Origin of the sequence: Halodesulfurarchaeum sp. HSR-GB (genome assembly GCF_031432215.1) — an archaeon.
In the GTDB taxonomy this organism is placed as follows: Archaea; Halobacteriota; Halobacteria; order Halobacteriales; family Halobacteriaceae; genus Halodesulfurarchaeum.
Window position 1 is genome coordinate 45,297 of the sequence record NZ_JAVKGN010000001.1, and the last position, 23,306, is coordinate 68,602.

Genomic DNA, 23,306 nt, shown 5'->3' on the forward strand with positions numbered 1-23,306 from the left:
CGCCCGGGCCTAGCTGTCATCTATGAAGACATTCGAGACCGACGGGCTCACCCTGGAGCAGGTCGCCCCCTTCACCTGGGAGATCGAGCAGACCGGCGGGATGAACGTCCCCGCCCGGGTGTTCGCGAGCGAATCGCTGCTGGAAGAGATCGCCGATGACAAGTCCCTCGAACAGCTCCAGAACGTGGCCCATCTGCCGGGCATCGAGTCCCCCGCGCTGGCCATGCCTGACGCCCACCAGGGCTATGGATTTCCGGTGGGGGGCGTCGCTGCCATAAGTGCTGAAGATGGAGTAATCAGCCCTGGCGGTGTGGGCTACGACATCAACTGCCTCGCCGGGGACAGCGAGGTCGTCCTCTCGTTCGGCCGCCGTCGGCAAATCGAGTCCCTGGCGACGGATTTTGCCGCCGAGAACGCACGGGTCATCGGCGATCGACCCATCGATTCCTCGATTCAGCTGTTCACCACGGACGAAAAACCCGTTCGCAAGGTGACGACCGAGACTGGCGATCGGATCGAGGCCAGTCCCGATCACCCCTTCAAAACCCCGAACGGGATGGTCACCGTCGAGGAGTTGCAGGAAGGCGACACCGTTTCGGTGCATCCGTTCGAGGGATTGCCGGACGAAACCCCACCCGCAAAAACCGTGCTGACCGCCGAGGACTTCGCGGACGAGGATCCACAACTCGTCCGTGCCCTCGAAAAACGGGATCTGTTACCGCTCAGGACCGACGACGACGCCTTCAATCACCTCCTGAAACTGCTCGGGTTCCACACCGGGGACGGTTCATTCAGCGGTTCACAGACCTGGTTCTACGGGGACCCGACGGACCTCGAATCGATCCAGGACGACATCGAGGCACTCGGGTTCACCCCCTCGAAGATCTACGAGCGCGAGCGGACACACACGATCGACGGCGAATCCTTCGAGCGAACCGAGTACAGCGTCCGGGCAACGGCGAGTTCCGTTGCCGCGCTGCTCAAACGGCTCGGCGCTCCGGAGGGACGCAAGGTCGAGTCGGCCTTCGGGGTCCCTGCCTTCCTCGATCAGCTTGCAGATTGGCAGCAGGCACTCTACCTCTCGGCTTTTTTCGGGGCCGAGATGAGTCGTCCCGATACCGCCTCGGCCACGAACTTCTACGCGCCGACCGTCTCTCACAATCGACTGGAGCGTGTCGAATCGGCGGGGAAGGACTTCCTCGCCGACCTCAAGTCCCTGCTCGCCGATCTGGGGATCGAGACGAACGAGATCGAAACGGTCGAGCGCACCGAACGAGCGGGCACAACGAGTGTCCGGTTCCGATTCGGCGTTTCGAGTACACCGGACAACTTGATCCGGTTTTTCACGCGGGTAGGGTACCGGTACAACGAAGCAAAGCAAAAGCGAGGGCTCCAGGCGGCCCAGTACCTGAAGGCAAAGGAACGACACATCCAATCACGCGCGTCGATCGCAAACGAGGCGGCCACACTGGCCGACGGCGGCGAATCGATCGGATCGATCGAGGACCGTTTCGACGCGGTGAACAGACGGTTCCTGGAGCGGAGTATCTACGACCAACGCGAGGGCCGACCGCGGCCGGCCGCCGATTTCCCCGACTTCGAGACGTTCGCCGACCGCCATCCGGTCGCCGAGGACATGACCATCCCGGTCGAAATTGCGTCGATCACATCCGCCGGAACCAAGCCAGTCTACGACATCGGCGTCGAGCACGACGCTCACAACTTCGTCGCGAACGGGTTCGTGGTCTCGAACTGCGGCGTCAGAATGATCCGAACGAACCTGACCCGCGAGGACCTCGCCGGGAAGGAAGAACAACTCGTCGACGCCCTCTTCGAGGCAGTCCCGTCGGGCCTCGGCGCGGGTGGAGTGATCCAGGGGACGACGAGCACGATCGAGTCGATTCTCGACCGGGGCATGCAGTGGGCCCTCGATGAGGGGTATGCCGTCGAGTCGGATCTCGAACACTGCGAGGACAACGGCTTCCGCGAGGAAGCCGACCCGAGCATGGTCTCCGAAGAGGCCAAAAACCGGGGGCGCAAGCAGATCGGCAGCCTCGGGAGCGGGAACCACTTCCTCGAAGTGCAGGAGGTGACCGACGTCTACGAGGAAGCGGTCGCAGACGCGTTCGGACTCGAACCGAATCAGCTGGTCGTCCTCATCCACTGTGGGTCACGCGGGCTGGGCCACCAGGTGTGTACGGACTACCTCCGGAAGATCGAGAAGCGCCACGGCGACCTGCTCGAATCCCTTCCGGACCGCGAGTTGGCCGCCGCACCGGCCGGGAGCGAACTCGCCGCGGAGTACTACGGCGCGATGAACGCGGCGATCAACTTCGCGTGGGTCAATCGGCAGCTCATCACCTACCAGACCAGACAGACCTTCGCCGAGGTCTTCGACCGGGACTGGCAGGACATGGGGATGGAACTGCTCTACGACGTGGCCCACAACATCGCCAAGAAGGAGATCCACGAGATCGACGGCGAGGACAAAGAACTGTACGTCCACCGGAAGGGAGCCACGCGGGCCTTCCCCGCGGGCCACCCCGACGTTCCCGAGCAGTACCGCGACGTGGGCCAGCCCGTGATTATTCCGGGCTCGATGGGAGCCGGCAGCTACGTGCTCCGGGGCGGCGAGCACTCGATGGAGCGATCCTTCGGCTCGACGGCCCACGGCGCGGGCCGGCTGATGAGCCGAACCCAGGCCAAACAGGAGTTCTGGGGCGAGGACGTCCAGGAAGAACTCGAGAGCCGAGATCACATCTACGTCCGCGCCCAGAGCGGAGCCACGATCGCCGAGGAAGCCCCGGGAGTCTACAAGGATATCGACGAAGTGATTCGAGTCTCCAAAGAACTGGGGATCGGCGACCCGGTCGCCCGGACCTTCCCGGTGTTGAACATCAAGGGGTGAGCCTGTCGGGAGCTTTTTGCCGAGTCGGAGCCGAGAGTTCGTATGATCGATGAGACCGCCGAGGAGATCCGTTCGATGCGGACCCACAGCTCCTCGGTCGTCGCGGCCAATGCCGCCCACGCCCTCGAAGAACTGCTCGACCGGGAGTACCCGAGCGTCGAGGAGTACCTCCGCGAACTGGAACACAACAGTTCCGCGCTGCGCCGAGCCAACCCCTCACACGCCTCGCTGGTGACGACCCAGCGGGAGATCATCGAGACGGTCCGGGAGGCCGACCCGGACACCGTCCCCGCAGCCAAGGCCCGCACCGAAGGAGCCATCGAGGCGGTCGTCTCCACGATCGAGACGGCCAAACACCGGGCCGCCGAGGCCACGGCCGACCGGATCGAGGACGGCACGACCATCCTGACCCACGACTACTCCTCGACCGTGCTGGAGGCACTCGAATCCGCAGCCCGGGACGGGAAACACCTCCAGGTGTTTGTCACCGAGGCCAGGCCCCGGCACCTCGGGCGCAAGACCGCCCGCGTGCTGGGCGAGATCGACCGGATCGAGACGACACTGATCGTCGACAGCGCCGCGGGCTATTACCTCTCGGAGATCGACGAGGTCATCATCGGGATGGACTGCATCGTCGAGGACGAACTCTACAACCGCGTCGGCACCTACCCCATCGCCGCCACGGCGGCCGACCGGAACGTCCCCGTCACCGTCACCGGTTCGAGCGCGAAGGTCGTCGAGGAGGGCTTTCGCTTCGAGAACGACTTCCGACCGCCAAGCGAGGTCATCCGCGAACCACCGGAGGGGTTCGACGTGGCGAACCCGGCCTACGACGCGACGCCGATCCGGCTTATCGACACGGTGGTCACCGAAACTGGCGTCACCGGCCTGTGAGTGACTCACACCGAGAAACGGCTTTAAGCGGTCGGCGACCATACCAGATACCATGTTCGTCGGCCACGCCGCGCTCGCCCTCGCCCTGGTCGGCCTCGGGGCATACGGATTCGGCTTCTCCCGCGAGCGAGCGCTGGCACTTGGGGCCGTCGCGGCTGTCGCGGCGACCCTCCCGGACGTCGACGTCCTCTACGCGCTCCCCACACTTCTCGGGGGCGTGAGTCTGGGCGGTGTCCCAGTGGAAGCCTTCTGGGACGGAGCCGCGGCCCACCGATCGATCACACACTCGCTCGTCGTGGGCGTGCCAATCGCGGCGACGGTGGGGCTCGTGGCCGCCCGGGGTCGGTACCGACTGGCTGGTCTGGGACTCGCCCTGGGGCTCACTGGAGCGCTGTTGACGCTGCCAGCGGGCCAGCCGACGATCGTCGTTCCGTTCGTCCTCGGGGCCGTCGTGCTGGGGGTCGCAGCCGCCAGGCTATCGGTTCCCTGGCCCGCCGTGACTCTGGCGGCGGGCATCGCCCTGTTCAGCCACCCGTTCGGTGACCTCGTGACTGGCGATCCGCCCTGGCTCCTCTATCCAGCCGGGTTCGAGGTCCTCACCGGCCGGGTCACGCTCGCCCCCGATCCCACAGTCCACCTGCTGGCGGCCTTCTTCCTGGAACTCGGGGCGATCTGGGTCGGGCTCGCCACCGTGACGTGGCTCCGGGGCGATTCGATTGTCGAGCGAGTTCGGCCCCGTGCCGCCCTCGGGGCAGTCTTCGCACTGTTCGCCTTCGTGATTCCAGCCCCCACACTCGCGGAGTCCTATCAGTTCGTCTTCGGGGTCACGGCCGTCGGCCTGATCGGGCTCGTTCCCCGAAACCGCCGGGCGCCGCTGTCCTGGGCGATCACCGGCCTCACGGCGATCACGCTGGCTGCCGTGGCCTACACCGGCGCGTATCTCCTCCTCGGTCTCTGAGACGAAGCTTTCCTAACCGTCCCACGCGAAGGACACCCAATGGCACGAACCGGTGAGCTCGCTGCGGTGATGAGCGAGACCCGCCTCAACGCCGCGCTGGGCTGGCTCCTGCTTCTGGCGATCGCGCTCGTCGGAATCGAGAGTGCGATCGACGCGGACTGGGTCTGGGTCGCGATCGCCCTGATCGTCCTCGGGCTCGCGGTCTTTCCCCCTCTCACGTTCCGGAACCCGCTGGTTATGTTGCCCTGGGAGGTACTGGGGCTCGTGATCCTGCCGCTTTTCGTCCGTGGGTTCTTCGGCGGCCTGCTCGGGACCATTGCAGCTTACCTGGGGGTCGCGGCAGTGGCCCTGGTGGTCGCGGTGGACCTGGACGTGTTCACACCGGTTCGGATGACCACCTGGTTCGCCGTGATCTTCGTGGGCGTCACCACGATGGCGACGGCGGGTATCTGGGCGGTGCTCCGGTGGCTCTCCGATATCTTCCTGGGGACGACGATGGTGTACCCGACACCGCCACCGGTCACCCCGGCCGTCGAGCAGATCGCGCTGGAGGCGCTGATGTGGGACTTCGTCGGCGCGACCCTGGCCGGCCTGTTTGCCGGCGTGATCTTCGCGTGGTACTTCAGACGACTCGCCGCCGGCCGGAGCCGCCTCCCCCCGGAAATCGCGGAGGCGATCGAATGAAAATCCGCGAGCGCCTGGGCATCGACCGAAAACGGCAGGCCCAGATCAGTCGACTCATGCAGCTCTCTCTCGTGGGCTTTCTCTTCGTCGGACTCTACGAGATCGACGTGGGTATCATCGTAAACTCGACGCTGGGGCTGGTGATAACGACCCTTCCCGCGATCATCAGCCGTGACTACCAACTCCCGATGGACCCAGCATTGACCCTCTGGATCACCGCAGCGGTGTTCTTACACACGCTCGGTGCGGTCGGCTTGCCGGGTATGGAGCAGAACGTCTATCAGTCGGTGTGGTGGTGGGACCACCTCACACACATGGTCTCGGCCTCGCTCGTGGCCGGGGCGGGCTACGCAACCGTTCGGGCCCTCCAGGGACACGTCGAGAACGTCGAGTTCCCGCGACGATTCGAGTTCGCGCTCATCGTCGTCCTGGTGATCGCCTTCGGCGTGCTCTGGGAGGTCGCGGAGTTCGTGATCGCCGAACTCTCCCTGTGGCTCGGCGCGGAACCCGTGCTCACCCAGTACGGGGTCGGCGACACTATGCTTGATTTGATCTTTGACGTGGTGGGAGCGGTGCTCGTCGGCATCCTCGGGAGCACACGTGTCGACGCCATGACCGCGATGCTGGCGGGACATCTCTCGCGAAGCTGACAGTCCCGAACCCCCTCACCGGCGCGTAGTTTTATCGGTGATCAAACCATACACTCACTCGATGGTCTTCAAGAAGATCACCCTGACCGGGACGAGCGAGGAGAGTTTCGAAGCCGCCGCCGACAACGCCGTCGACCGGGCGGAGATGACACTCGACAACGTCATGTGGGCCGAAGTAACCGAGATGGGCGTCGAGGTCGCCTCCGTCGAGGGCCGACAGTACCAGGTCGAACTGGAGGTCGCCTTCGAACTCGAAGAGCCCGAGGCCTAGTCCTCGAGCCTGACCGAGACACTCGCCTCGTGGGCGTCTAATCCTTCGGTTGCGGCGAGGGTCCGGATCGTGTCCGCAAGCCCCGAGAGCGAGTCGTCGTCCAACCGCTGGACGGTCGTCGCCCGAAGGAAGGTATCGACGGAGAGCCCACCGACGATTTTCGCCTGGCCACCGGTCGGCAGGACGTGGTTCGTCCCAGTCGCGTAGTCCCCAGCAGCCACCGGCGTCTGGTGGCCCAGAAACACCGAGCCAGCGCTATCGATGGCATCGAGTACCGCCTCGTCGTCGGCCGTCTGGATCGAGAGGTGCTCGGCCGCATAGGCCTCGGCGAACGTCGCGGCCGCCGTCAGCGAATCGGCGACGAGGATCGCGGATTGGGGGCCATCCAGGGCCGCCTCGATGGTCTCGGCGCGGTCGCGCTCCGGGATCTGGGCGTCGATCGCGGCCCGGATGGAATCAGCGACCGCCGCGTCGTCCGTGATGGCGACCACCGAGGAGTCGGGATCGTGCTCGGCCTGGGCGAGCATGTCCGCCGCCACGGCGGCCGGATCGGCGGTGTCGTCGGCGATCGCGAGCAGTTCACTGGGGCCCGCCAGGAAGTCGATCGCCGCGTCGCCCTGGACTTCGGCCTTCGCCGCGGTCACGAACCGATTGCCGGGCCCGGCGATCTTCTGAACTGGTTCCACCGACTCGGTTCCGTAAGCCAGCGCCGCGATGGCCTGTGCCCCACCGATCTGGTAGACCGCATCGGCCTCAGCGACGTCGGCCGCGTAGAGGGTCGCCGGGTGGATCTCCTCGGCCGGCGGCGTCGCGACCACGACCTCCTCGACCCCGGCGACCTTCGCGGGAATCACACCCATGAGCACGCTCGACGGGTACGCGGCGGTCCCACCCGGGGCGTAGATCCCGACTCGATCGAGGGGCCGGAACCGACGACCCAGTTCCCGGCCGTCAAAATCCGCACGCCAGTCCTCCGGCACCTCCGCGGCGTGGAACTCGCGGATGTTCGCGGCGGCGGTTTCGATCGCTGCTTTGATGTCGGAATCCAGTGCCGAACCCGCCTCGTCGATTCGCGCTGTGACCTCGATCGACTCGACCTCGACGCCGTCGAAGCGACTGCTCAATTCCTTGAGTGCGGCGTCGCCGTCGGCTCTGACCTGTTCGATGATCTCCCGGACGGTCTCCCGTTCGGCCTCGACCCCGGAATCCCGATCGACGAGCGCGGCCCGACGATCGGCATCCAGATCCGAAAGCTGCATCGGCGACAGTTGCATACCTGTCTTCTCGAAGGGCGGCAGGAAAACGGTTGGCATCGGCCCCGAGTTGGGCCTACTCCGAAATGTAGGGGTTCTCTCGCCAGTCGACGCCGCCGTCCTCGCCGTCCCCGCCCGGTTCGACCGGTTCCTCGACGACCTCGACGGTGGCGGCGGTCGGCTCACCGTCGACGATCTTCAGGGGTTCGAGGGTGCCATCCACCGCGGTGATCGCGGTGAGGGTGCCCTCGGTGTCGAGCAGCGCGATATCGCGCAGGACGGTGAACATCTCGTACTGCAGCGCCGTGTTCTGGAGGACCGCCTCGCGGTCCCCGCTGAAAGAGGCCATCGTGACGAGTTCGCTCGGGATCTCCTCGTCCTCGTCGAGAGAGTTCCAGCGGCGGCCCCGCGGGGGCTCCTCCTCGTAGACGCGTTTCTCCTCGATGCTCGCTTTGAGCTGGGCCGTCGGCGTGTACTTGCCCACGCCGTCCCCCGCGGCCACGGCCTTGATGAGCAAGATGTTGTTTCGTCTCGTCCGCTCGAGGGACTCGATTTCCGGGGGAAGGTCTGGGTCCTCGAGATAGGCCTCGAGGTCCTCGAGCGGGAGTTCGAACGACGCGGAGAGTCGGAATACCTGACCAGTCATGTGTACCCGTTACCCCGAGGTCGGCGCTGGGCCTCAGAGCAATCACTACTACCTACGAGCCCGTTGCTTAAATGGGTCCGGTTCCAGTGGCATCAGGTAAGCCCCGCCTAAGCCCCGAGTTAGTCGCCGATTATCCCCGCCAATCGGTGCGTTCAACTGCCCGCCCCCCACACTCCGAGCGTATGGCACGCGGGGAGCGATGGGGAGAGCCGGAGTTGCGGGAAGCAAAGCGAGCGATCGGCCGTCGGTTGCTCGAGGCGGCCCGCCAGCGAGTGACCAGTACCGACATCCTCCTGCACCTGATGGTCCTGTTTGTCGTCCCGCTCCTCCTGGCCGGACTTACCTTCCTCTCGAATTCCATCTCCTTGCTTCCGTTCGTCATTTACCCACCGCTGGCCTCGGGCACCTACACGCTCTTTGCCAACCCGGAGAGCATCTATGCCGAACCCAGGCGCTTTGTCGGTGGGATGACACTGGGTGCGTTCTCCGGCTGGGTCGCGCTCAAGATCGCCACGACGCTCTGGTATACGGTGCCGCCGGGTGAGATGGAGGTCCACGCCGGCGCAACCGCCCTCGCCGTAGCGCTCACCACCCTCTCCACCTGGGCGCTGAAACTCGAAGTGCCGGTGGCCTTCTCCGCGGCGCTTCTGGCGCTGGTGGCCGGCACCAATCTGACCTACGTCATCGCGATCGGCCTGTCCAGTTCCCTCGTCGCCGGGGTCTACCTGGTCTGGCACGACCGGATCTACGAGCAGCGGGGCCAGTTTCTCTACCGCACGGTCACGAGCGACGACCGGGTGCTCATCCCTGTTCGTGACCGACCTGCAGACGCGGAGACCGGCCAGTTCGGAGCGCTCCTCGCCGCGGCACACGAGGCCGGAACGGTCGTCCTCTACCGCGCCTCGCCCAGACAGGAGCTTCCAGCCCCACAATTCGAAGTGGAACCGACACTGGTGCCAGTACCCGGTGCCGAGGGCGAAGACCCACGGACACCCACCCCGGATATCGCCGCGGTCAACCAGGTTCGCACCGCCATCGAGGACACCGTCGATGTCCCCTGTGAAGTGGCCATCGAGCCGGGTGAACCGGACGACCCGGAGGGCATCCGCGCCGCGGCCGCGGCCCTGGACTGTGATCTGATCGTCACCAGTCACGAGGGGGCCCTGGCCGATCCGACCGATTACCTCGTGGGGATCTTCAGCGGCGACATCGACGCGATCGCCTTCCACGCGGCCGAGGAGGCGACGAGCTGGAGTCGAATCCTCGTCCTCGTCAGAGGTCCCGGGAAGACCTCCCGAGCGATGATCGACTTTGCGACCCGTATCGCGACCGCCCCCGAACGGGTGAGTGTCGCCCACACCATCGAGGAACGCGAACGACGCCGGGAGGCCGAAACCATGCTCGCTGAACTGGTCGACTCCTTCGATTCGAGCATCGAGACCCGGGTCGCCCGGGGGCCAGTCGGACGATTTCTGGAGCACAACGCCAGGTACTACGACGTGGTCTTCGTGGGATCGAGCACGGACCGGTCGGTCGCCTCCCGGATCCTCTCGCCGCCGACCTTCCAGCACCTCACCGAAGTCGAGGCCGACATCGCGCTGGTTCATCGTGGGTGATCGGCACGCAGATGGGGCTCCCCGCTCAATCACGGCCCATGACAGAAGAGCGGACGATGATCGGCGTGCACGAAATCGATGCCGACGGGACCATCGAACTCGACGAGGCGGTCTTCGAGGCCTGTCAACTCGAACGGGACAGCCGTGTCCTGGTGGTCGCTTCACCCGAGGGCGGCATCACCGTTCGGCCAGTCACGACGGAGTTTTCGCCCAGAAAAAGCGGCCAGTAGCTCAGCGGCGATCATCCCGATCAGGTTCGTCCAGCCGGCCTTCAGCCGCCAGTTCCGCGTCGATCTCCGCCTGGGTGAAATCGAAGAAGTGCTCCTCGGGAAGTTCGATGTCGAGGACCTCCAGGGTGGTCTGCCGGCCCTCGTTGTCGAAGACCTTCCAGTCCCCCCAGCCGTAGGGCGCGCCGACGATGATGTGGACCTGCCCCTGTCCGAAGGTCGCCAGGTCGGCATCGCTCGGCTGGAGGACGCCGTTTGGGTGTGAGTGGACCGATCCGACCGATCGCATGTCGTTTGGCTTCATGTGTGAGCGGACCGAGGCGCTCACCGGACTGGACTCCGTACCGGGAATCACCAGCACGTCCGTGATGACCTGGCCGGTCCGGTCGAGGCCCAGTTTGCTGGCGTCCTCGGCCCGGAGAAAGCCCATGTACTCGTTGGGATGGGTCGCCTCACAGGCTTCGAGGGTAAACTCCATCGTCTCCCTCGCGATGCCGAGGAGCTCACTCGACCGGAACAGGCGCATAGGGAGTCCTAATCGAGGGACGCCTAAAGACCTCCGGGTCGTGTAGATCACGTCCTTTAACGTGCCGGCCGGCAACTATCCGAGCAACACAGTCGATTCGATGCACACTGCAGACCTCCGTCGTGGCGTCAGGGATGTCGCCCCGCTGTTGCTCGGTATCGCTCCCTTCGGCCTGGTTGTCGGAGTCGCCGCCTCGAACGCCGGCCTCGACCTCGAACTGGCCGTCGGGATGTCGGTCCTGGTCTTCGCGGGAGCCGCCCAGCTCGCCGCCCTCGAACTGCTGCGGACGGATGCGCCCCTCGTGGTCGTCATCTCGACGGCCGCGATCATCAACCTCCGGATGCTCATGTACTCCGCCTCGATCGCCCCGCACTTCCGGGACCTCGGGGCCCGTCTGAAGGGCGGGCTGGCCTACGTCCTCACCGACCAGGCCTACGCCCTCTCGATTGCCCGTTTCGAGAACGGGCCGAACGTCGACCGGGTGTCCTACTACGTCGGCGTCGCGGTGCCAATCTGGCTCGTCTGGCAGGTGATGACCGTCGCGGGGGCCCTCCTCGGGGCCGGGGTCCCTGAATCCTGGGGGCTCGATTTCACGGTCCCGCTGGTCTTTCTGGCACTGCTTGTTCCCGCCGTAGAGGACCAGGCGACCATGGCGGCTGCACTCGTCGGTGGAAGCGTCGCGGTGATTGGAGCGGGTTTGCCGCTCAACCTGGGGCTCCCTGTCGGGGCCACGGTCGGCGTCCTGGCCGGAGCGACGTTCGAAACGGTGAGACAATGACCACGGGCTATCCCGACCCCATCGTCTGGCTTGCCATCCTCGCCATCGGCGTGCTGACCTTCGCGATCAGGGTCTCCTTCATCGCGCTGTTCGGTCGGCTGGACGAGATCCCAGCCCGGGCGAAGCTCTTCCTCCGATACGTCCCCGCGGCCGTCCTCGCTGGCCTGGTCTTCCCGGCGTTTCTCACCTTCGAAGGAGGTGGCGGCCCCGCGATGGACAAGCTTCTGGCCGGCGGGATCGCGGCGGCGATCGCCTGGCGGACCGAGAACGTCCTCGCGACGCTGCTCGCGGGGATGGGCTCGCTGTGGATACTTCGGTTCCTGGGGCTGTAGCTGGGTTGTCGATTGCCCTCGAAAAATCACGAGTTCGGTCGGTTTCGGCGAAGAGAAAAGGAAGGCCAGAACGAGAGATTACTCGTTCTGTCTCACTTACCAGCCGCCAGCCCAGCCCGAGCCCTGGCCACCCATGCCGTAGCCGCCCATGCCGTGGCCACCCATTCCGTAGCCGCCCATGCCGTGGCCACCCATTCCGTAGCCGCCCTGATGGGGTGCCTGCGAACCGTATCCACCGGGTCCGGCGCTGGGCCCGTAGTTATCGGCCGGCCCGAACCAGCTCGGACCACTCCCGGACGGACCGTACTGGCTTCGTTCGGACGCGGTCCCGCCCCACGGGACCATGTGCTCGGCCATCCCCTGGGCCACGGCTTCGACCGTCGTGCCGGTCTCTTCCTCGAAGGCGGCAACACCATCAGGGCCCATCCGCTCTTCCATCCAGTAGGCGATGGACTCCGCGCGAGTGTCAGTCGTATTCTCGGCGTCCGCGTCCGGCGAGGCGTCCCCGTACGGGTTCGATGTTTGCGTGTCGGTTCCAGAGTGGGCAAGCGCGGTCGGGGCAAATGCCCCCACGGCGAGTGCCGTAATAATCGCCCCAGTGATCAGGACGAGTGTGGTTCGTCGCATTGCAAATGAACCTATAGACCGGGGAGGGTTTGTCTCCGTGGCCGTGAACGAACTCAGGAGAACGTTGTAAAACGTTTCTCGACAGAGCTGAGCGTTTTTGAGAACAGAGACCGTTCGTCGAGCCCGGTCACTCGGTTACGCCGGGCAATTGCTCGGCCGGGTAGACACGATAGGTCCGCCCCTGCTTTTCGCGATACACGAGCCCCCGCTTTTCCAGGTCCGAGATCGTCTGGCTCACCTTGCTCTTCGAGAAGTCCGATCGGTCCCTGACCTCGATCTGGGTGAGGCCGGGCGATTCCAGAACGGGTTCGAGAATCCGCCGCTCGTCTTCGGGCAGCAGGTCGAGCAGTGCGCGCTGTGATTCGAGCCCTGCCACCGATTCCACACTCGACGTGGCGTCCGTGGGGACGTCCGTGGACTCCTCGTCTGGTTCGTGGGCAGCGGATTCGATGTCGGACGTGCCCATTTGCGGTGCCGCCTGGGTTTCGGGTTCGGTCCACTCGTCTCGCAGGACGAGATAGCCGCCGCCCAGCACCCCCGCCACCACTAGCGTGCCGACGGCGATGACCAGGGGATCTGCACCCTGTGTCGTACCCATCCCGTCCATCATCGATCCCATCATGCCGTCCATCTGGCTGTCGAAGGCCTGCTGGGCCTGGTACCGGTCCCAGGTCCACAACCCGCCCAGCAGCAGGACCGCACCCACGACGATCGCCGCCAGGCGGTCCGCGCGTCGTCTGTTCATCTTATGAAGAGGAAGGCTTCGAAGACATGAAAGCCCTCCCCTCCCGGCTGGCGGCGGACCCGGCCAACCGTGATGGGGTCGATCTCGCCACCGATGAACGATCTCTCGAACGAAAAACGATTAGCAGGCAGTATAAAATCTCTAAGCTGATTTGCACACTGCATTTTCGGGCAGGTAGATAACCCCTGGGGAGATCTATGGGGCAATAGACGATGACCGATCTACCAACCGAACCGATACGCGTTCCAGTCCGACCGAGTCCCACCCATACGACCGCCGGTTCCGGAGGTGACCGATAACATGAACAGCCTGCACAAACGGATCGGGCTGGGCGTGTTGGCACTCGCGGGACTCATCCTCCTCGTGCCGACGTTCCTCTCGGGGGCCACCGGGGGCTATGGCATGATGGGTGGTGGGTACGGCGGCATGATGGGTGGTGGGTACGGCGGCGGAATGGGACTGCTGGGGCCGTTCACACAACTGCTCTTCCTGGCACTCCTCGTCGCGGGGGCGTACGTTCTCTTCCAGGCGGTCGCCGGAGACGGTGGTCCCCGACCCGGCCGTTCCGGGGATGCGGCCATCGAGGAACTGCGGAACGCCTACGCCCGCGGTGACATCTCGGAGGAGGAGTTCGAGCGACGCCGGGCGACGCTCCGTCTCGACGGCGAGCGATGACCGACCGACGGACATACCATCTAAAGAAATTCGAATGAGGCGGCTTTGGCCACTACTTGCGCTCGCGGGAGGGATCCTCGGTGTCGTGCTGGCACAGACGAGCCTCGGACTGGGCCAGTGGCCAATACTGGCCCTTGTTGTAGCTGCCGTTCTCGTCGCGTTCACAGCGAGCGGGTCGCTCTCGATCGGCGAGGACAGCACCAGTCAGTCCACCGGAAAGGCAACGAGCCTCGAAGCACTCAAACAACGGTACGTCGCCGGCGAGATTGACGACGTCGAGTTCGAGCGAAAGCTGGAGACGCTGTTCGAGAACGAGACGGTCTCGGACGTCGAGCGCTCGCTCCAGCGTGAAACCGATTCGACGGGCGACCCGGAATCGAGCCCGGAGACGGTCGAGCCAGAACCACGGGTCGAGGATACACACCCGGAACGGCGGAAATCCCGGCACGACAGACGTTGCGGCTCCCGACGACGGTCGTGCAGGTAGTGGGCCCTCCCAACAGCCCACAAACCTATGCCCGAGCCGCTCCGAGTTTGTGGTATGCCTGATGACAAACGAGGCCGGGAGAAGCAGGCCAGGAACGCGGACCGACGACAGCGAAAGCGAGCGATCGCGTCGGAGCTCGAACGGATGGACGAGCCTGAACCCGAAATCGACGAGGGGGAACTTGCCCTCTTCGAGACCGCCCTCGAAGAGCTCGAATTCCCCGTCACGGCGACCGAGGTCGTCTTCGAGATGGGGCATCAGGAACTCGAAGGGATCGAGCAGGCCTACAGTGTCGCCGAACTCCTGCCAGCGACCGAGTCGATCTCGTTCAACCGCCCGGAGGAGGTTCGCGTACAGGTCCAGCGGCCGTCGATCGCCACGGCACTCAAACGAATCGTCGAGGAGACCGATTCCATTCAGGGAGCCTCCCTCACGGGGTCACAGCTGGAAACCTACGAGAAGACGTTCCTCGAACTGAAGGCGATCGACGCGGTCGACGATGACGAGGGGATACCCGTCCTCCGGGACTGGATCCTCGAAAGCCTCCGGGAGAACGGGGAACTTCCCGGGTCGCGGGGCGTGCGTCGCCGGGCCGCGGACTACTGCCGCGAGAACGGCTACGAGGTCCGCAACGACGAGTGGCTCGGCATCTGAAAGTCCAGATTTTTCGCTGATGGGATTCGTTCGCGAACTGGCAACCCGCCTACGGCCGCCCAACTGGGGGCTCGGCGACCTGGATCGTGTTCACCACCAGGTTTCGGATGGCCCGGCGCAATCGCGCGGTCATTGCCTGATCCGAGACGTCGACCTCGGCGGCGAGGGCCTTCGTGGTGATCTGTCGCGGGATCTCGTGACTTCGGTCGGGAGGTCCGTTTCCCGACAATGGGTTCGAAAGTCGTTCCGTTCCTCGCGTGTGCGGGTGCCTGACCGGGAAGGACAGGTCACCGAACTGGAAAACCCAGTTGAAGGCCTTGCTCGTTTTGAAACCGGTCAACGAGTTATTGAATCACAAGGGATATCGCTACACCTGGCATACAAGGGACCGGTGTCTCTCCGGAGACACTGGGGAGTGTGGGATGACGTCGGTTCTCTCCCCCCCCTGATTCCCGGGCTTCCCCTGATACTACTTCAGTCGAGTCCAAACAGTGCAGATTTCCGTGGGCACACTCCGCTCGCACCTGAAATTTCAGGTACCGTGGTTGGAAGTTGGTAACAGTACGCGGACGAAGCGAGCGCTGCTTAATCGAGTGTCGCCCGGAACACTAACTCCCGACGTCATCCCTGGCGGCGTGCCGCGTCGGCCGGGTAACCCTCGTGCCGGGCGTGTCTGTCGCGTGCCGGGGTTCTCCACCGGTCATTGCGCCCTAATAGGCCTGCTCGGGCGGGGACTACGGCACGCAGGTGAGTATCCGCGGGCATCGCGGAAAAACCTGTCCGCCGACCGGGGCCGAAACTTTTCATGGGGCTCCCCCTACCGGAAACTGTGACAGTCGACATCGTCGTGCTCAGACAGCAGTTGCAGGGACTGGACGGCGAGTCCTACGCCGCGGCCCTCGAAGAACGGCTCCCCGAAGCCGAAATCAACGTCGCACGGACACCGAGCGAGGAGCGAGCGTTGCTACGGACCGCCCAGATCGCGGCCGGGACGAACATCGACCCGGAAGCCGTCGAGAGCGCCGAGAATCTCGAACTCTTCGCCGGGACCTACGCCGGGACCGAACATCTCCCACTCGACGTCCTCGAGGACCACGGCGTCGCCGTGACCAACGGTTCGGGCGTCCACGGGCCGAACATCGCCGAGTACGTCCTCGGGAGCATCCTGGCGTTCGCTCGGGGATTCCCGACCGCCTGGCGACAGAAGGAACGCCGGGAGTGGCAGGCCTTCGAGACCCACGAACTCCAGGGGAGTACCGTGACCGTCATCGGCCTCGGCGCGATCGGCCAGGCCGTCCTCAAGCGACTCAAGCCCTTCGGCGTGCACACGATCGGCCTGCGATACACCCCGGAGAAGGGCGGCCCGGCCGACGAAATTGCGGGGCTCGAAGCAAACCCACTCCACGACGCGCTCGCACGCAGCGACTACGTCGTCGTCGCGAGTCCGCTCACCGAAACCACTCGCGGATTGATCGACGAGACGGCCCTCGAAACGATGTCGCCTGAGAGTGTGCTCGTCAACATCGCCCGGGGCCCGATCGTCGAGACCGAGGCGCTGGTGCATGAACTCCAGCGAAACGGAATCCGCGGGGCCGCACTGGACGTGACCGACCCCGAGCCGCTGCCCGCCGATCACGAACTCTGGGGACTGGACAACGTCTTTCTGACACCCCATCACGCCGGCTTCACGCCGAACTACTGGGAGCGGCGGGCAGACATTTTGGCCGAAAACGTCGAAATCGCTGAAGAAACGGGCTCCTTCGACGGGTTATGCAACCAGATTCGGTAGTTACAGCCAGCCCTCGGCGGCCAGCAGTTCGCCGTTCAGCACGCTCGCGCCGGCCGCACCGCGGATCGTGTTGTGCGCGAGGACGTTGAACTTGATCCCCGACTCGGTCTCCTGAATGCCACCGACCGCGATACCCATGCCGTCCTCGACCATGCGATCCAGTCGCGGCTGTGGCCGCTCCGGATCCTCGAAGACGGTAATGAGCGGGTCCGGGGCCGTCGGCAGGTCGATGGTCTCGGCGTCCTCGAAGGCGGCTGTGACGGCCTCGATAGAGGGGTTCTCCGCAAACTCCACGAAGACGTTCTCCAGGTGGCCGTCGATCGTGGGGATCCGGTTGCAGGAAGCGGTGACCGCAGCATCGTGGTACTGAACCTCGCCGTCGCCGAGCTCGCCCAGCAGTTTCCGGGACTCCCCTTCCATCTTCTCCTCCTCGCCGCCGATGTGCGGGATCGCGTTGTCGATGATGTCCATCGAGGAGACCCCGGAGTAGCCGGCCCCCGAGACCGCCTGGAGGGTCGCGACGTGGACCCGCTCGATTCCGAACTGCTCCAGAGCTGCGAGGGCGGGAACCATCGTGATCGTCGAGCAGTTCGGGTTCTTGATGAGCGCGCCGTCCCAGCCACGATTTGCCCGCTGGACCTCGATCAGTTCGAGGTGTTCGGGGTTGACCTCCGGAATGACCAGGGGCACGTCCGCCGCCCGGCGCTCGTTCGAGGAGTTCGAGGAGACCACGTAACCCGCCTCCACGAAGTCGTGTTCGACTTCCGCAGCCACGTCGGAGGGCAGGGAGGAAAAGAGCAAGTCGACGTCGTCGGGAATCGCGTCGGGTTCCGTTCGTCGCACCGTCTGTTCCGCGACGCGCTCTGGGATGGGCGAGTCGACCCGCCACTTGGCGGCCGATCGGTAGGACTCACCGGCACTGGCGTCACTGGCAGTCAGAACCCGCAGTTCGAACTCCGGATGATCGGTGAGAAGCTGAATGAAACGCTGTCCGACGGCGCCGGTCGCACCGAGGATGCCAACCTGAATCATACCCGGCGTTTGGCAGCCCGGCCCTAAGCCCTTCTGATTGGGAGCGATTTGCCGCTCAGTTGAGCTTGCGCGTGACGTAGCCGGCGATCCGGTTGCGGACCCCCTTTGACTCGATGTTGGTCAGGGCGGTCACGCTCTCCTTGTTGTGCTCGAAGTCATCAGCCTGGAAGGCCTGGGGATACCGTTCGAGCAGGATCGTTCCGGTCTTTTTGACGTAGTCGGGCTTGATAGCCATATCGGCGCTTACCGGCCGGCCGGGTTAAAAACATTCGTTCCTAGCTCTGCTGGACGCCCCGAAGGACCCGATCCAGCACGCGCGGATCGTCACTGGGCCGGGCCACGCTGACGGCATCTGCACCCCGTTGCAGGTAGTTTCGAGCCGTCTCCCGGTCACGAACCCCGTTGTTCGCGATGAGGAAGGCGTCGACCCGGTCGGCGATCTCTCCAATCACCGGCTCCGAGTCCATCGCGTCGACGTGCAGGATATCCGCCCCAGCCGCGGCGAGAGACTCACTGAGCGCGGGGAGAGCAACCCCGTCGACCTCCGCACGAACTTTCACACTCACCGTCGCGCCGGCCGAACTCACGATCTCGACCTGCTCGCGGAGCCGTTCGGGTTCGCGGAGTAGGGCCTGCCCGCCACCCCGATCGGTCATCTCGGGTTGCCGGCAGTGGGCGTTGATTTCGAGGACCGCGTCGTGATCCACACAGAGGGACGCCGCCCGGCGTAGCGCAGTTGGCTCGACGGCCCGGACGTTGAATCCGGGCTCGATATTCAGATCCGCCAGCTGGCCGAGCTGAGCGTCCATGAACACAAAGGGGTCGTCGGGAAGGAACTCCGAGCGATCACGCTCGGCGACCAGTTCGCGAGCAGCGTCCCGAGTCGGGTCGTCGAGGGCCAGCCCACCGAGAAACGCCAGTCCGGCCCACGGCGAGGCCGCGATCGCCCACTGGGCGTCCGACTCGCCGCTCAAACTTGCGAGCGCGAGGCGGGGTTCGAACATCAGACGACCTCCAGGGCGTCTCTGGTCGCCCTGGCGACCCGCGTCGCGTCCGCTTTCGTCTCGATTCTCGTGTCGGTGCGGATCGTGGGCCGGTCCAGGTTCGTCCCGTCCGCGGTATCGAGCACGAAGGCGTCGACGAAGGGCAGCGCCGCAGCGACCCCGGCCGTCGATGCTTCGTAGCCCTCGGCGCGCATGAGTTTCGCGGCCGGGCCCGAGAAGACCTGGTCCTCGATGAACGGCGAGACGGCGACGACGATCGTCTCGGAGAGCGCCGCGGGAACCCCCGCAAGAGCGAGCATCGGACCGAGACTCGTAATGGGGTTGGCCGGCCCGATGACGACTGGCTCCGCGAGGGCGTCGAGCACGGCCTGGGTGGGTTCGGCCGCTTTAGCGCCGCGAAACTCGACGTCCGAGACGGTCGGCTCGCCGCCGCGAGCGACCCAGAACTCCTGGAAGTGCATCTCGCCGGCCGGAGTATGAACGATGGTCGCGACCGGATCGTCGCTCATCGGAAGCACCGACACCGAGAGCCCAAAGGCCGTTGCAAGCTGTCGGGTGGCTGCCGTAAGCGAGTGACCTTCATCAAGCAGCGAAGTCCGGAGGAGGTGGACGGCCCGGTCCCGATCGCCGATGTGGAGAAACTCCGGGGCCGCAGAGAAGCGACGAAAGCGGGCCAGGTCCCGGCCGGCCGTCTGTGCTGTGTCGGGAAGGTATCGAGGGTCGTCCCCCCGGTCGAGCGCTTCCGTGAGTGCAGCGAGTTCCGTGTTGGTGGTCGCCGTATCGTCCGCCTGGCCCCACCAGCGCTCGCGGTCGAGTCGATCGCTCCGGCCATAGAGGACCGAATCGATGTCGGGACAGACCAGCAACCCCCCGAGTTCCACGTCGTCACCGGTGTTGGCGATAACGGTGACCGCCTCCGGATCGAAAACCGGATCGGTCCCCCAGAGGAGCTTTGGGGTTCCGGTTCCGCCAGCGAGAACGGTCGGCATGCGCGGGTGAAGGCGGTCGGGGCGGTAAACCCTTGTGACCCATCCAGACGTTTTTGTGCGAACCCGACGAATCCGTCACATGATCACGATCAAGGACAGCGTCCACGACCACATCGAGGTCGAGGGCGTGGCGGCGGCCCTGTTGGACACGCCGCCGGTCCAGCGGCTCAGACGGGTGAGCCAACTGGGGACGGCCTCGCTCGTCTACCCCTCCGCGAATCACACCCGCTTCGAACACAGCCTCGGGGTCTATGCCCTGGCCACTCGGGTCCTCGATCACCTGGACATCCGGGGCGAGGACGCCAAGACGGTCAGAGCCGCCGCGCTCTTGCACGACATCGGCCATGCCCCCTATAGTCACACGCTCGAAGACCTCCTCTATCACCGGACCGGGCGGCAGCACGACGACGTCGAGGACCTGCTTACGGGAGACGTGGCCGACATCCTCCTGGCTCACGACATCGAACCCGACCGGGTCGTGGGGCTGATCGCCGGGGACGGGCGACTCGGCCAGCTAATCGCCGGGGAACTCGACGTGGATCGAATGGACTACCTGGTCCGGGACGCCCACCACACCGGCGTGCCCTACGGCACGATCGACATCGAGCGGCTCCTCCGGGCCCTTCGCTTCGTCGACGGGAATTTAGTCCTCGCGGAGGGCAACGTCCAGACCGCAGAGAGTCTGCTGGTGGCCCGGGCGCTGATGAACCCCACCGTGTACAACCACCACGTCACCAGAATCACCAAGCGAATGCTCCAGCGGGCGACCGAGCGCCTCCTCGAGTCGGGAGCGGTTTCGGCCGAGACCGTCGCCCGAATGGACGACCCGGCCCTGCAGGTCGCGCTCCGAGAGGCCAACGGTGCCGCCCCGCTCGCCAGGCGGCTGGCCGAGCGACGGCTCTACAAGCGGGCCATCTGGGCCGAGTACGGGGACGTCGGCCAGGACCGGGCCGGCGAACTCATCGAGGCCACCCCCGAAACTATCAGGGACACCGAAGCGACCATCGCCGAGCGCGCGGGGGTCGAGGTCGACCAGGTGCTCGTCGACGTCCAGGACCCACCATCGATGCAGGAGTCCACCACCCGGGTTATCGTGAACGGCGAGATCCGACGCCTGCCGGCCCAGTCGACGGTCGTCCGGGCACTCGAACAGGCCCAGCGAGAGCAGTGGCGACTGGGCGTTTACGCCCCGGAAGCCCGTACCGAGGCCGTCGGCCGGGCCGCAGAAGCCGTTCTCGGACTAAAGATCACGGGCTCGCGCATTACCGAGACCGACTCGCCGGGGCGCTATGCATCCTTGACCGACTTCGGGGGTGATTCGGCGTGAGACTCGAGGGGCAGATCGTCGTCGGTTCGGACTTCCACGTACTCGAGGGGCGGGTCGTCGTGGAGGCCGGAACGATCACGGCCATCGAGGAGACCCCCGTCGAGAGCGATGACATCATCCTCCCCGCGTTCGTGAACGCCCACACGCACGTCGGGGACTCGATCGCGAAAGAGGCCGGCCGCGGGCGCAGCCTGGAAGCGCTGGTCGCCCCACCGGACGGGCTGAAACATCAACTGTTGGCCGAGGCGAGTGTCGAAGAACAGGTACAGGCCATGCGCCGGACCCTCTCTTTCATGCAGCAAAGCGGCACCGGGACGTTCGTCGACTTTCGGGAGGAGGGCATCGAGGGCGTGAAGGCCCTGGACCGGGCCGCCGAGGGCCTGGCTATCGAAGCACTTCCCTTCGGACGCGGTGACCCCGAGGTTCTCTCGGTCGCGACCGGCTACGGTGCCAGCGGGACGAACGACGGGGACTTCCAGGCGGCCCGCGAAGCGGCCCGCGAGGCGGGCAAGCCCTTCGGAATCCACGCCGGCGAGCGGGACACCTCCGACATCGAGGCGGCCCTGGACCTGGAGCCGGACCACCTCGTCCACATGGTCCACGCCGAGGACGAGCACCTCGAACGGGTCGCTGACCTGGAGATCCCGATCGTCGTCTCCCCACGATCGAACCTGGTGACCGGCGTGGGACTCCCGCCGGTCTCGAAGCTTCGTGAGTACACCACTGTCGCGCTGGGCACGGACAACGTCATGCTCAACGGGCCGTCGATGTTCCGCGAGATGGAGTTTCTCGCGAAGTGCTGTGACCTCGCGGCGACGGAAGTCCTGGAGATGGCGACCCTGGCGGGGACGGCGATCGCCGACCGGCCCGGCGGCATCCTCGCCCCGGGCCGCCCGGCCAAGTTACTCGTGCTCGACGGGGACACGGACAACCTCGCCGGCTATCAGGACCCCATCAGAGCAATCGTCCGTCGGGCAGGGGTCGCGGATCTGAAACGGGTGCACCTCCCGGCGAACAGTTAAGAGGCGAGCGCCAACAATCAGCACGCATGGGCCTCTATGATCGGATCGTCGTCCCCACGGACGGCTCGGCGGCGAGTCGCCCCGCGATCGAACACGCCGTCGAACTCGCGGCGGTCCACGACGCGGAGATCCACGCCCTCTACGTGATCAACCTGGCGAGCCTCTCGGGTGTCCCGACGGAGGGTTCCATGGAAGGGATCTCCGAGGCGCTCGAACGCGAGGGAGAGACGGCCCTCGAGATGGTCACGGAGGCCGCCGCGATCCGGGACGTTCCCGTCGAGCAGGTTCGACTGGAGGGACGGCCCAGCCAACAGATCGTGGCCTACGCCACCGACCACGACGGCGACCTGATCGTCATGGGCACCCACGGCCGGGGTGGCCTCGACCGTCTGCTCCTGGGTAGCGTGGCCGAACGGGTGGTCCGCTCTGCGACGGTCCCGGTGCTGACCGTCCAGGATGCGGGAGCGGAAATCCCCGATTAGGCCTCGCCGAAGACGGGGACGGCCGCGCCGCTCGTGGCGACTGTTGCATCACTGCAGAGTGCAAGCATCGTCCGGGCGATGGCTTCGGGCGCGACCCAGGCGTCGAAGTCGCCGTTTGGGATCATCTCCCGGTTCGCCGGCGTGTCGATGACACTCGGCATGACGGCGTTGGCCCGAACCACCCCGGACTGCTCCTCGGCGATGGTCTCGGTGAGCAACCGCACGCCGGCTTTCGAGGCCCGGTACGGCCCGTCGCCCTGGCCCCCGGAGAGTGAGGCTTTTGCGCTCACGTTCACGATCGCTCCCTCGGTCGCCTGCAGGTGCGGGAGGGCGTGTTTCGAGGCGAGAAACATGGTCTTGAGGTTCACGTCGAAGACCATCTCGAAGGTCGAGAGGTCGGTCTCCTCGATGGGATCGCCGCCGGCCCAGGTCCCGGCGACGTTCAGCAGGTAATCGAGGCGGCCGTGGTCCTCGATGACCTCGGCGACCAGGGACTCGACGGCCGCCTCGTCCGTGAGGTCGGCCTCGTAGAAGGCGATTTGCTCAGTCCCGAGATCGCTCTCGGTCTCGCTCGGCGGGCGGCGGTCCGTTCCGGCCACGGTCGCCCCGGCCGACAGGAAGGCCTCGGCGACGGCACTGCCGAGACTCCCGGAGACGCCCGTGACCAATGTGACACGATCGGTGAAGTCGAAGCTAACGTCCATATGGTATGGTAGGGCGTCACGAGGAA

28 protein-coding genes and 1 pseudogene are annotated in these 23,306 nt (G+C 65.5%); 18 read left to right on the top strand and 11 right to left on the bottom strand.

Going from position 1 to position 23,306, the window contains the following annotated elements; translation table 11 throughout:
* Positions 1-22: 22 nt before the first annotated feature.
* From RH831_RS11860 to RH831_RS00310, 7 genes and pseudogenes are all read left to right on the top strand, one after another.
* A pseudogene (locus RH831_RS11860) lies at positions 23-331 on the top strand (RtcB family protein); the annotation flags it as partial.
* Positions 311-2,908: an RtcB family protein gene (locus tag RH831_RS00285; protein ID WP_396275450.1), complete on the top strand. Its 2,598-nt coding sequence runs from the start codon at positions 311-313 to the stop codon at positions 2,906-2,908. The pseudogene RH831_RS11860 and the gene RH831_RS00285, both read left to right, overlap by 21 nt.
* A 42-nt stretch (positions 2,909-2,950) precedes the next feature.
* A complete protein-coding gene (locus tag RH831_RS00290) occupies positions 2,951-3,802 on the top strand; it encodes a translation initiation factor eIF-2B (protein ID WP_310552302.1) in 852 nt (283 codons plus the stop codon).
* A 52-nt stretch (positions 3,803-3,854) separates the two neighbouring features.
* Entirely contained in the window at positions 3,855-4,760 is a 906-nt protein-coding gene (locus RH831_RS00295; RefSeq protein ID WP_310552303.1) for a metal-dependent hydrolase, read from the top strand.
* Positions 4,761-4,799: 39 nt separating this feature from the next.
* On the top strand, positions 4,800-5,444 hold the full coding sequence (locus RH831_RS00300; protein WP_310552304.1) for a hypothetical protein: 645 nt from the start codon (positions 4,800-4,802) through the stop codon (positions 5,442-5,444).
* Positions 5,441-6,094 (top strand): hypothetical protein, encoded by a 654-nt coding sequence (locus RH831_RS00305; protein WP_071932724.1) that lies wholly within the window; start codon positions 5,441-5,443, stop codon positions 6,092-6,094. The genes RH831_RS00300 and RH831_RS00305 overlap by 4 nt, the downstream gene beginning before the upstream one ends.
* A gap of 61 nt (positions 6,095-6,155) precedes the next feature.
* On the top strand, positions 6,156-6,365 hold the full coding sequence (locus RH831_RS00310) for a dodecin (protein ID WP_070364500.1): 210 nt from the start codon (positions 6,156-6,158) through the stop codon (positions 6,363-6,365).
* Here the strand turns inward: RH831_RS00310 and hisD are convergent.
* A complete protein-coding gene (gene hisD, locus RH831_RS00315; RefSeq protein ID WP_310554123.1) occupies positions 6,362-7,633 on the bottom strand; it encodes a histidinol dehydrogenase in 1,272 nt (423 codons plus the stop codon). The genes RH831_RS00310 and hisD overlap by 4 nt on opposite strands.
* A 61-nt stretch (positions 7,634-7,694) precedes the next feature.
* Entirely contained in the window at positions 7,695-8,264 is a 570-nt protein-coding gene (locus RH831_RS00320; protein ID WP_310552305.1) for a hypothetical protein, read from the bottom strand.
* Positions 8,265-8,446: 182 nt separating this feature from the next.
* Here RH831_RS00320 and RH831_RS00325 point away from each other — a divergent pair, with 182 nt between their 5' ends.
* Positions 8,447-9,880 carry an HPP family protein gene (locus RH831_RS00325; RefSeq protein WP_310552306.1) on the top strand — a complete coding sequence of 478 codons (1,434 nt, stop codon included), beginning with the start codon at positions 8,447-8,449 and terminating at the stop codon, positions 9,878-9,880.
* 38 nt (positions 9,881-9,918) lie between these two features.
* Positions 9,919-10,110: a hypothetical protein gene (locus RH831_RS00330; protein ID WP_310552307.1), complete on the top strand. Its 192-nt coding sequence runs from the start codon at positions 9,919-9,921 to the stop codon at positions 10,108-10,110.
* Position 10,111: 1 nt separating this feature from the next.
* Here the strand turns inward: RH831_RS00330 and RH831_RS00335 are convergent, their stop codons facing one another.
* Positions 10,112-10,633: a Mov34/MPN/PAD-1 family protein gene (locus tag RH831_RS00335; RefSeq protein WP_310552308.1), complete on the bottom strand. Its 522-nt coding sequence runs from the start codon at positions 10,631-10,633 to the stop codon at positions 10,112-10,114.
* 100 nt (positions 10,634-10,733) lie between these two features.
* On the opposite strand from RH831_RS00335, the gene RH831_RS00340 reads away from it, so the two are divergent.
* Together RH831_RS00340 and RH831_RS00345 are read left to right on the top strand one after the other, a co-directional pair.
* Complete coding sequence (locus RH831_RS00340) at positions 10,734-11,411, top strand: AzlC family ABC transporter permease (protein ID WP_310552309.1); 678 nt, start codon at positions 10,734-10,736, stop codon at positions 11,409-11,411.
* A complete protein-coding gene (locus tag RH831_RS00345; RefSeq protein ID WP_310552310.1) occupies positions 11,408-11,743 on the top strand; it encodes an AzlD domain-containing protein in 336 nt (111 codons plus the stop codon). Before RH831_RS00340 ends, RH831_RS00345 begins: the two co-directional genes overlap by 4 nt.
* Before the next feature lie 96 nt (positions 11,744-11,839).
* On the opposite strand, the gene RH831_RS00350 is transcribed toward RH831_RS00345, so the two are convergent.
* Complete coding sequence (locus tag RH831_RS00350; protein WP_310552311.1) at positions 11,840-12,370, bottom strand: hypothetical protein; 531 nt, start codon at positions 12,368-12,370, stop codon at positions 11,840-11,842.
* A 127-nt stretch (positions 12,371-12,497) separates the two neighbouring features.
* Positions 12,498-13,115 carry a MarR family transcriptional regulator gene (locus RH831_RS00355; RefSeq protein WP_310552312.1) on the bottom strand — a complete coding sequence of 206 codons (618 nt, stop codon included), beginning with the start codon at positions 13,113-13,115 and terminating at the stop codon, positions 12,498-12,500.
* 300 nt (positions 13,116-13,415) lie between these two features.
* Between RH831_RS00355 and RH831_RS00360 the strand changes: the two genes are divergently transcribed.
* The 3 genes from RH831_RS00360 (at position 13,416) to RH831_RS00370 (ending at position 14,931) form a co-directional block, all read left to right on the top strand.
* Positions 13,416-13,790 carry an SHOCT domain-containing protein gene (locus RH831_RS00360; RefSeq protein WP_310552313.1) on the top strand — a complete coding sequence of 125 codons (375 nt, stop codon included), beginning with the start codon at positions 13,416-13,418 and terminating at the stop codon, positions 13,788-13,790.
* A gap of 85 nt (positions 13,791-13,875) precedes the next feature.
* Entirely contained in the window at positions 13,876-14,277 is a 402-nt protein-coding gene (locus RH831_RS00365; RefSeq protein ID WP_310552314.1) for an SHOCT domain-containing protein, read from the top strand.
* A gap of 54 nt (positions 14,278-14,331) precedes the next feature.
* On the top strand, positions 14,332-14,931 hold the full coding sequence (locus RH831_RS00370) for a hypothetical protein (RefSeq protein WP_310552315.1): 600 nt from the start codon (positions 14,332-14,334) through the stop codon (positions 14,929-14,931).
* A gap of 49 nt (positions 14,932-14,980) precedes the next feature.
* Here RH831_RS00370 and RH831_RS00375 read toward each other — a convergent pair whose 3' ends face one another.
* The gene (locus RH831_RS00375) at positions 14,981-15,160 is read right to left on the bottom strand and encodes a helix-turn-helix domain-containing protein (protein ID WP_310552316.1); all 180 of its coding nucleotides are present in this window, start codon (positions 15,158-15,160) and stop codon (positions 14,981-14,983) included.
* 576 nt (positions 15,161-15,736) lie between these two features.
* Between RH831_RS00375 and RH831_RS00380 the strand changes: the two genes are divergently transcribed.
* Positions 15,737-16,720 (top strand): D-2-hydroxyacid dehydrogenase, encoded by a 984-nt coding sequence (locus RH831_RS00380; protein ID WP_310552317.1) that lies wholly within the window; start codon positions 15,737-15,739, stop codon positions 16,718-16,720.
* Here RH831_RS00380 and asd read toward each other — a convergent pair whose 3' ends face one another.
* The 4 genes from asd to cofD are packed head-to-tail and all read right to left on the bottom strand — an operon-like array spanning position 16,721 to position 19,745.
* On the bottom strand, positions 16,721-17,752 hold the full coding sequence (gene asd / locus RH831_RS00385; RefSeq protein ID WP_310552318.1) for an aspartate-semialdehyde dehydrogenase: 1,032 nt from the start codon (positions 17,750-17,752) through the stop codon (positions 16,721-16,723).
* Between the two features lie 55 nt (positions 17,753-17,807).
* Complete coding sequence (locus tag RH831_RS00390) at positions 17,808-17,987, bottom strand: 30S ribosomal protein S17e (protein ID WP_070364481.1); 180 nt, start codon at positions 17,985-17,987, stop codon at positions 17,808-17,810.
* Between the two features lie 40 nt (positions 17,988-18,027).
* Positions 18,028-18,756 carry a tRNA-dihydrouridine synthase gene (locus tag RH831_RS00395; RefSeq protein WP_310552319.1) on the bottom strand — a complete coding sequence of 243 codons (729 nt, stop codon included), beginning with the start codon at positions 18,754-18,756 and terminating at the stop codon, positions 18,028-18,030.
* The gene (cofD, locus tag RH831_RS00400) at positions 18,756-19,745 is read right to left on the bottom strand and encodes a 2-phospho-L-lactate transferase (RefSeq protein ID WP_310552320.1); all 990 of its coding nucleotides are present in this window, start codon (positions 19,743-19,745) and stop codon (positions 18,756-18,758) included. Before cofD ends, RH831_RS00395 begins: the two co-directional genes overlap by 1 nt.
* 79 nt (positions 19,746-19,824) lie before the next feature.
* On the opposite strand from cofD, the gene RH831_RS00405 reads away from it, so the two are divergent.
* Genes RH831_RS00405 through RH831_RS00415 form a run of 3 tightly spaced genes read left to right on the top strand, consistent with a single transcriptional unit; the run spans position 19,825 to position 22,576 of the window.
* Positions 19,825-21,072, top strand: a complete 1,248-nt coding sequence (locus RH831_RS00405; RefSeq protein WP_310552321.1) for an HD domain-containing protein — start codon at positions 19,825-19,827, stop codon at positions 21,070-21,072.
* Positions 21,069-22,094 carry an amidohydrolase family protein gene (locus RH831_RS00410; protein WP_310552322.1) on the top strand — a complete coding sequence of 342 codons (1,026 nt, stop codon included), beginning with the start codon at positions 21,069-21,071 and terminating at the stop codon, positions 22,092-22,094. The genes RH831_RS00405 and RH831_RS00410 overlap by 4 nt, the downstream gene beginning before the upstream one ends.
* A gap of 26 nt (positions 22,095-22,120) precedes the next feature.
* Entirely contained in the window at positions 22,121-22,576 is a 456-nt protein-coding gene (locus RH831_RS00415; RefSeq protein WP_310552323.1) for a universal stress protein, read from the top strand.
* Here RH831_RS00415 and RH831_RS00420 read toward each other — a convergent pair.
* Positions 22,573-23,280 (bottom strand): SDR family NAD(P)-dependent oxidoreductase, encoded by a 708-nt coding sequence (locus RH831_RS00420; RefSeq protein WP_310552324.1) that lies wholly within the window; start codon positions 23,278-23,280, stop codon positions 22,573-22,575. The genes RH831_RS00415 and RH831_RS00420 overlap by 4 nt on opposite strands.
* Positions 23,281-23,306 lie beyond the last annotated feature (26 nt).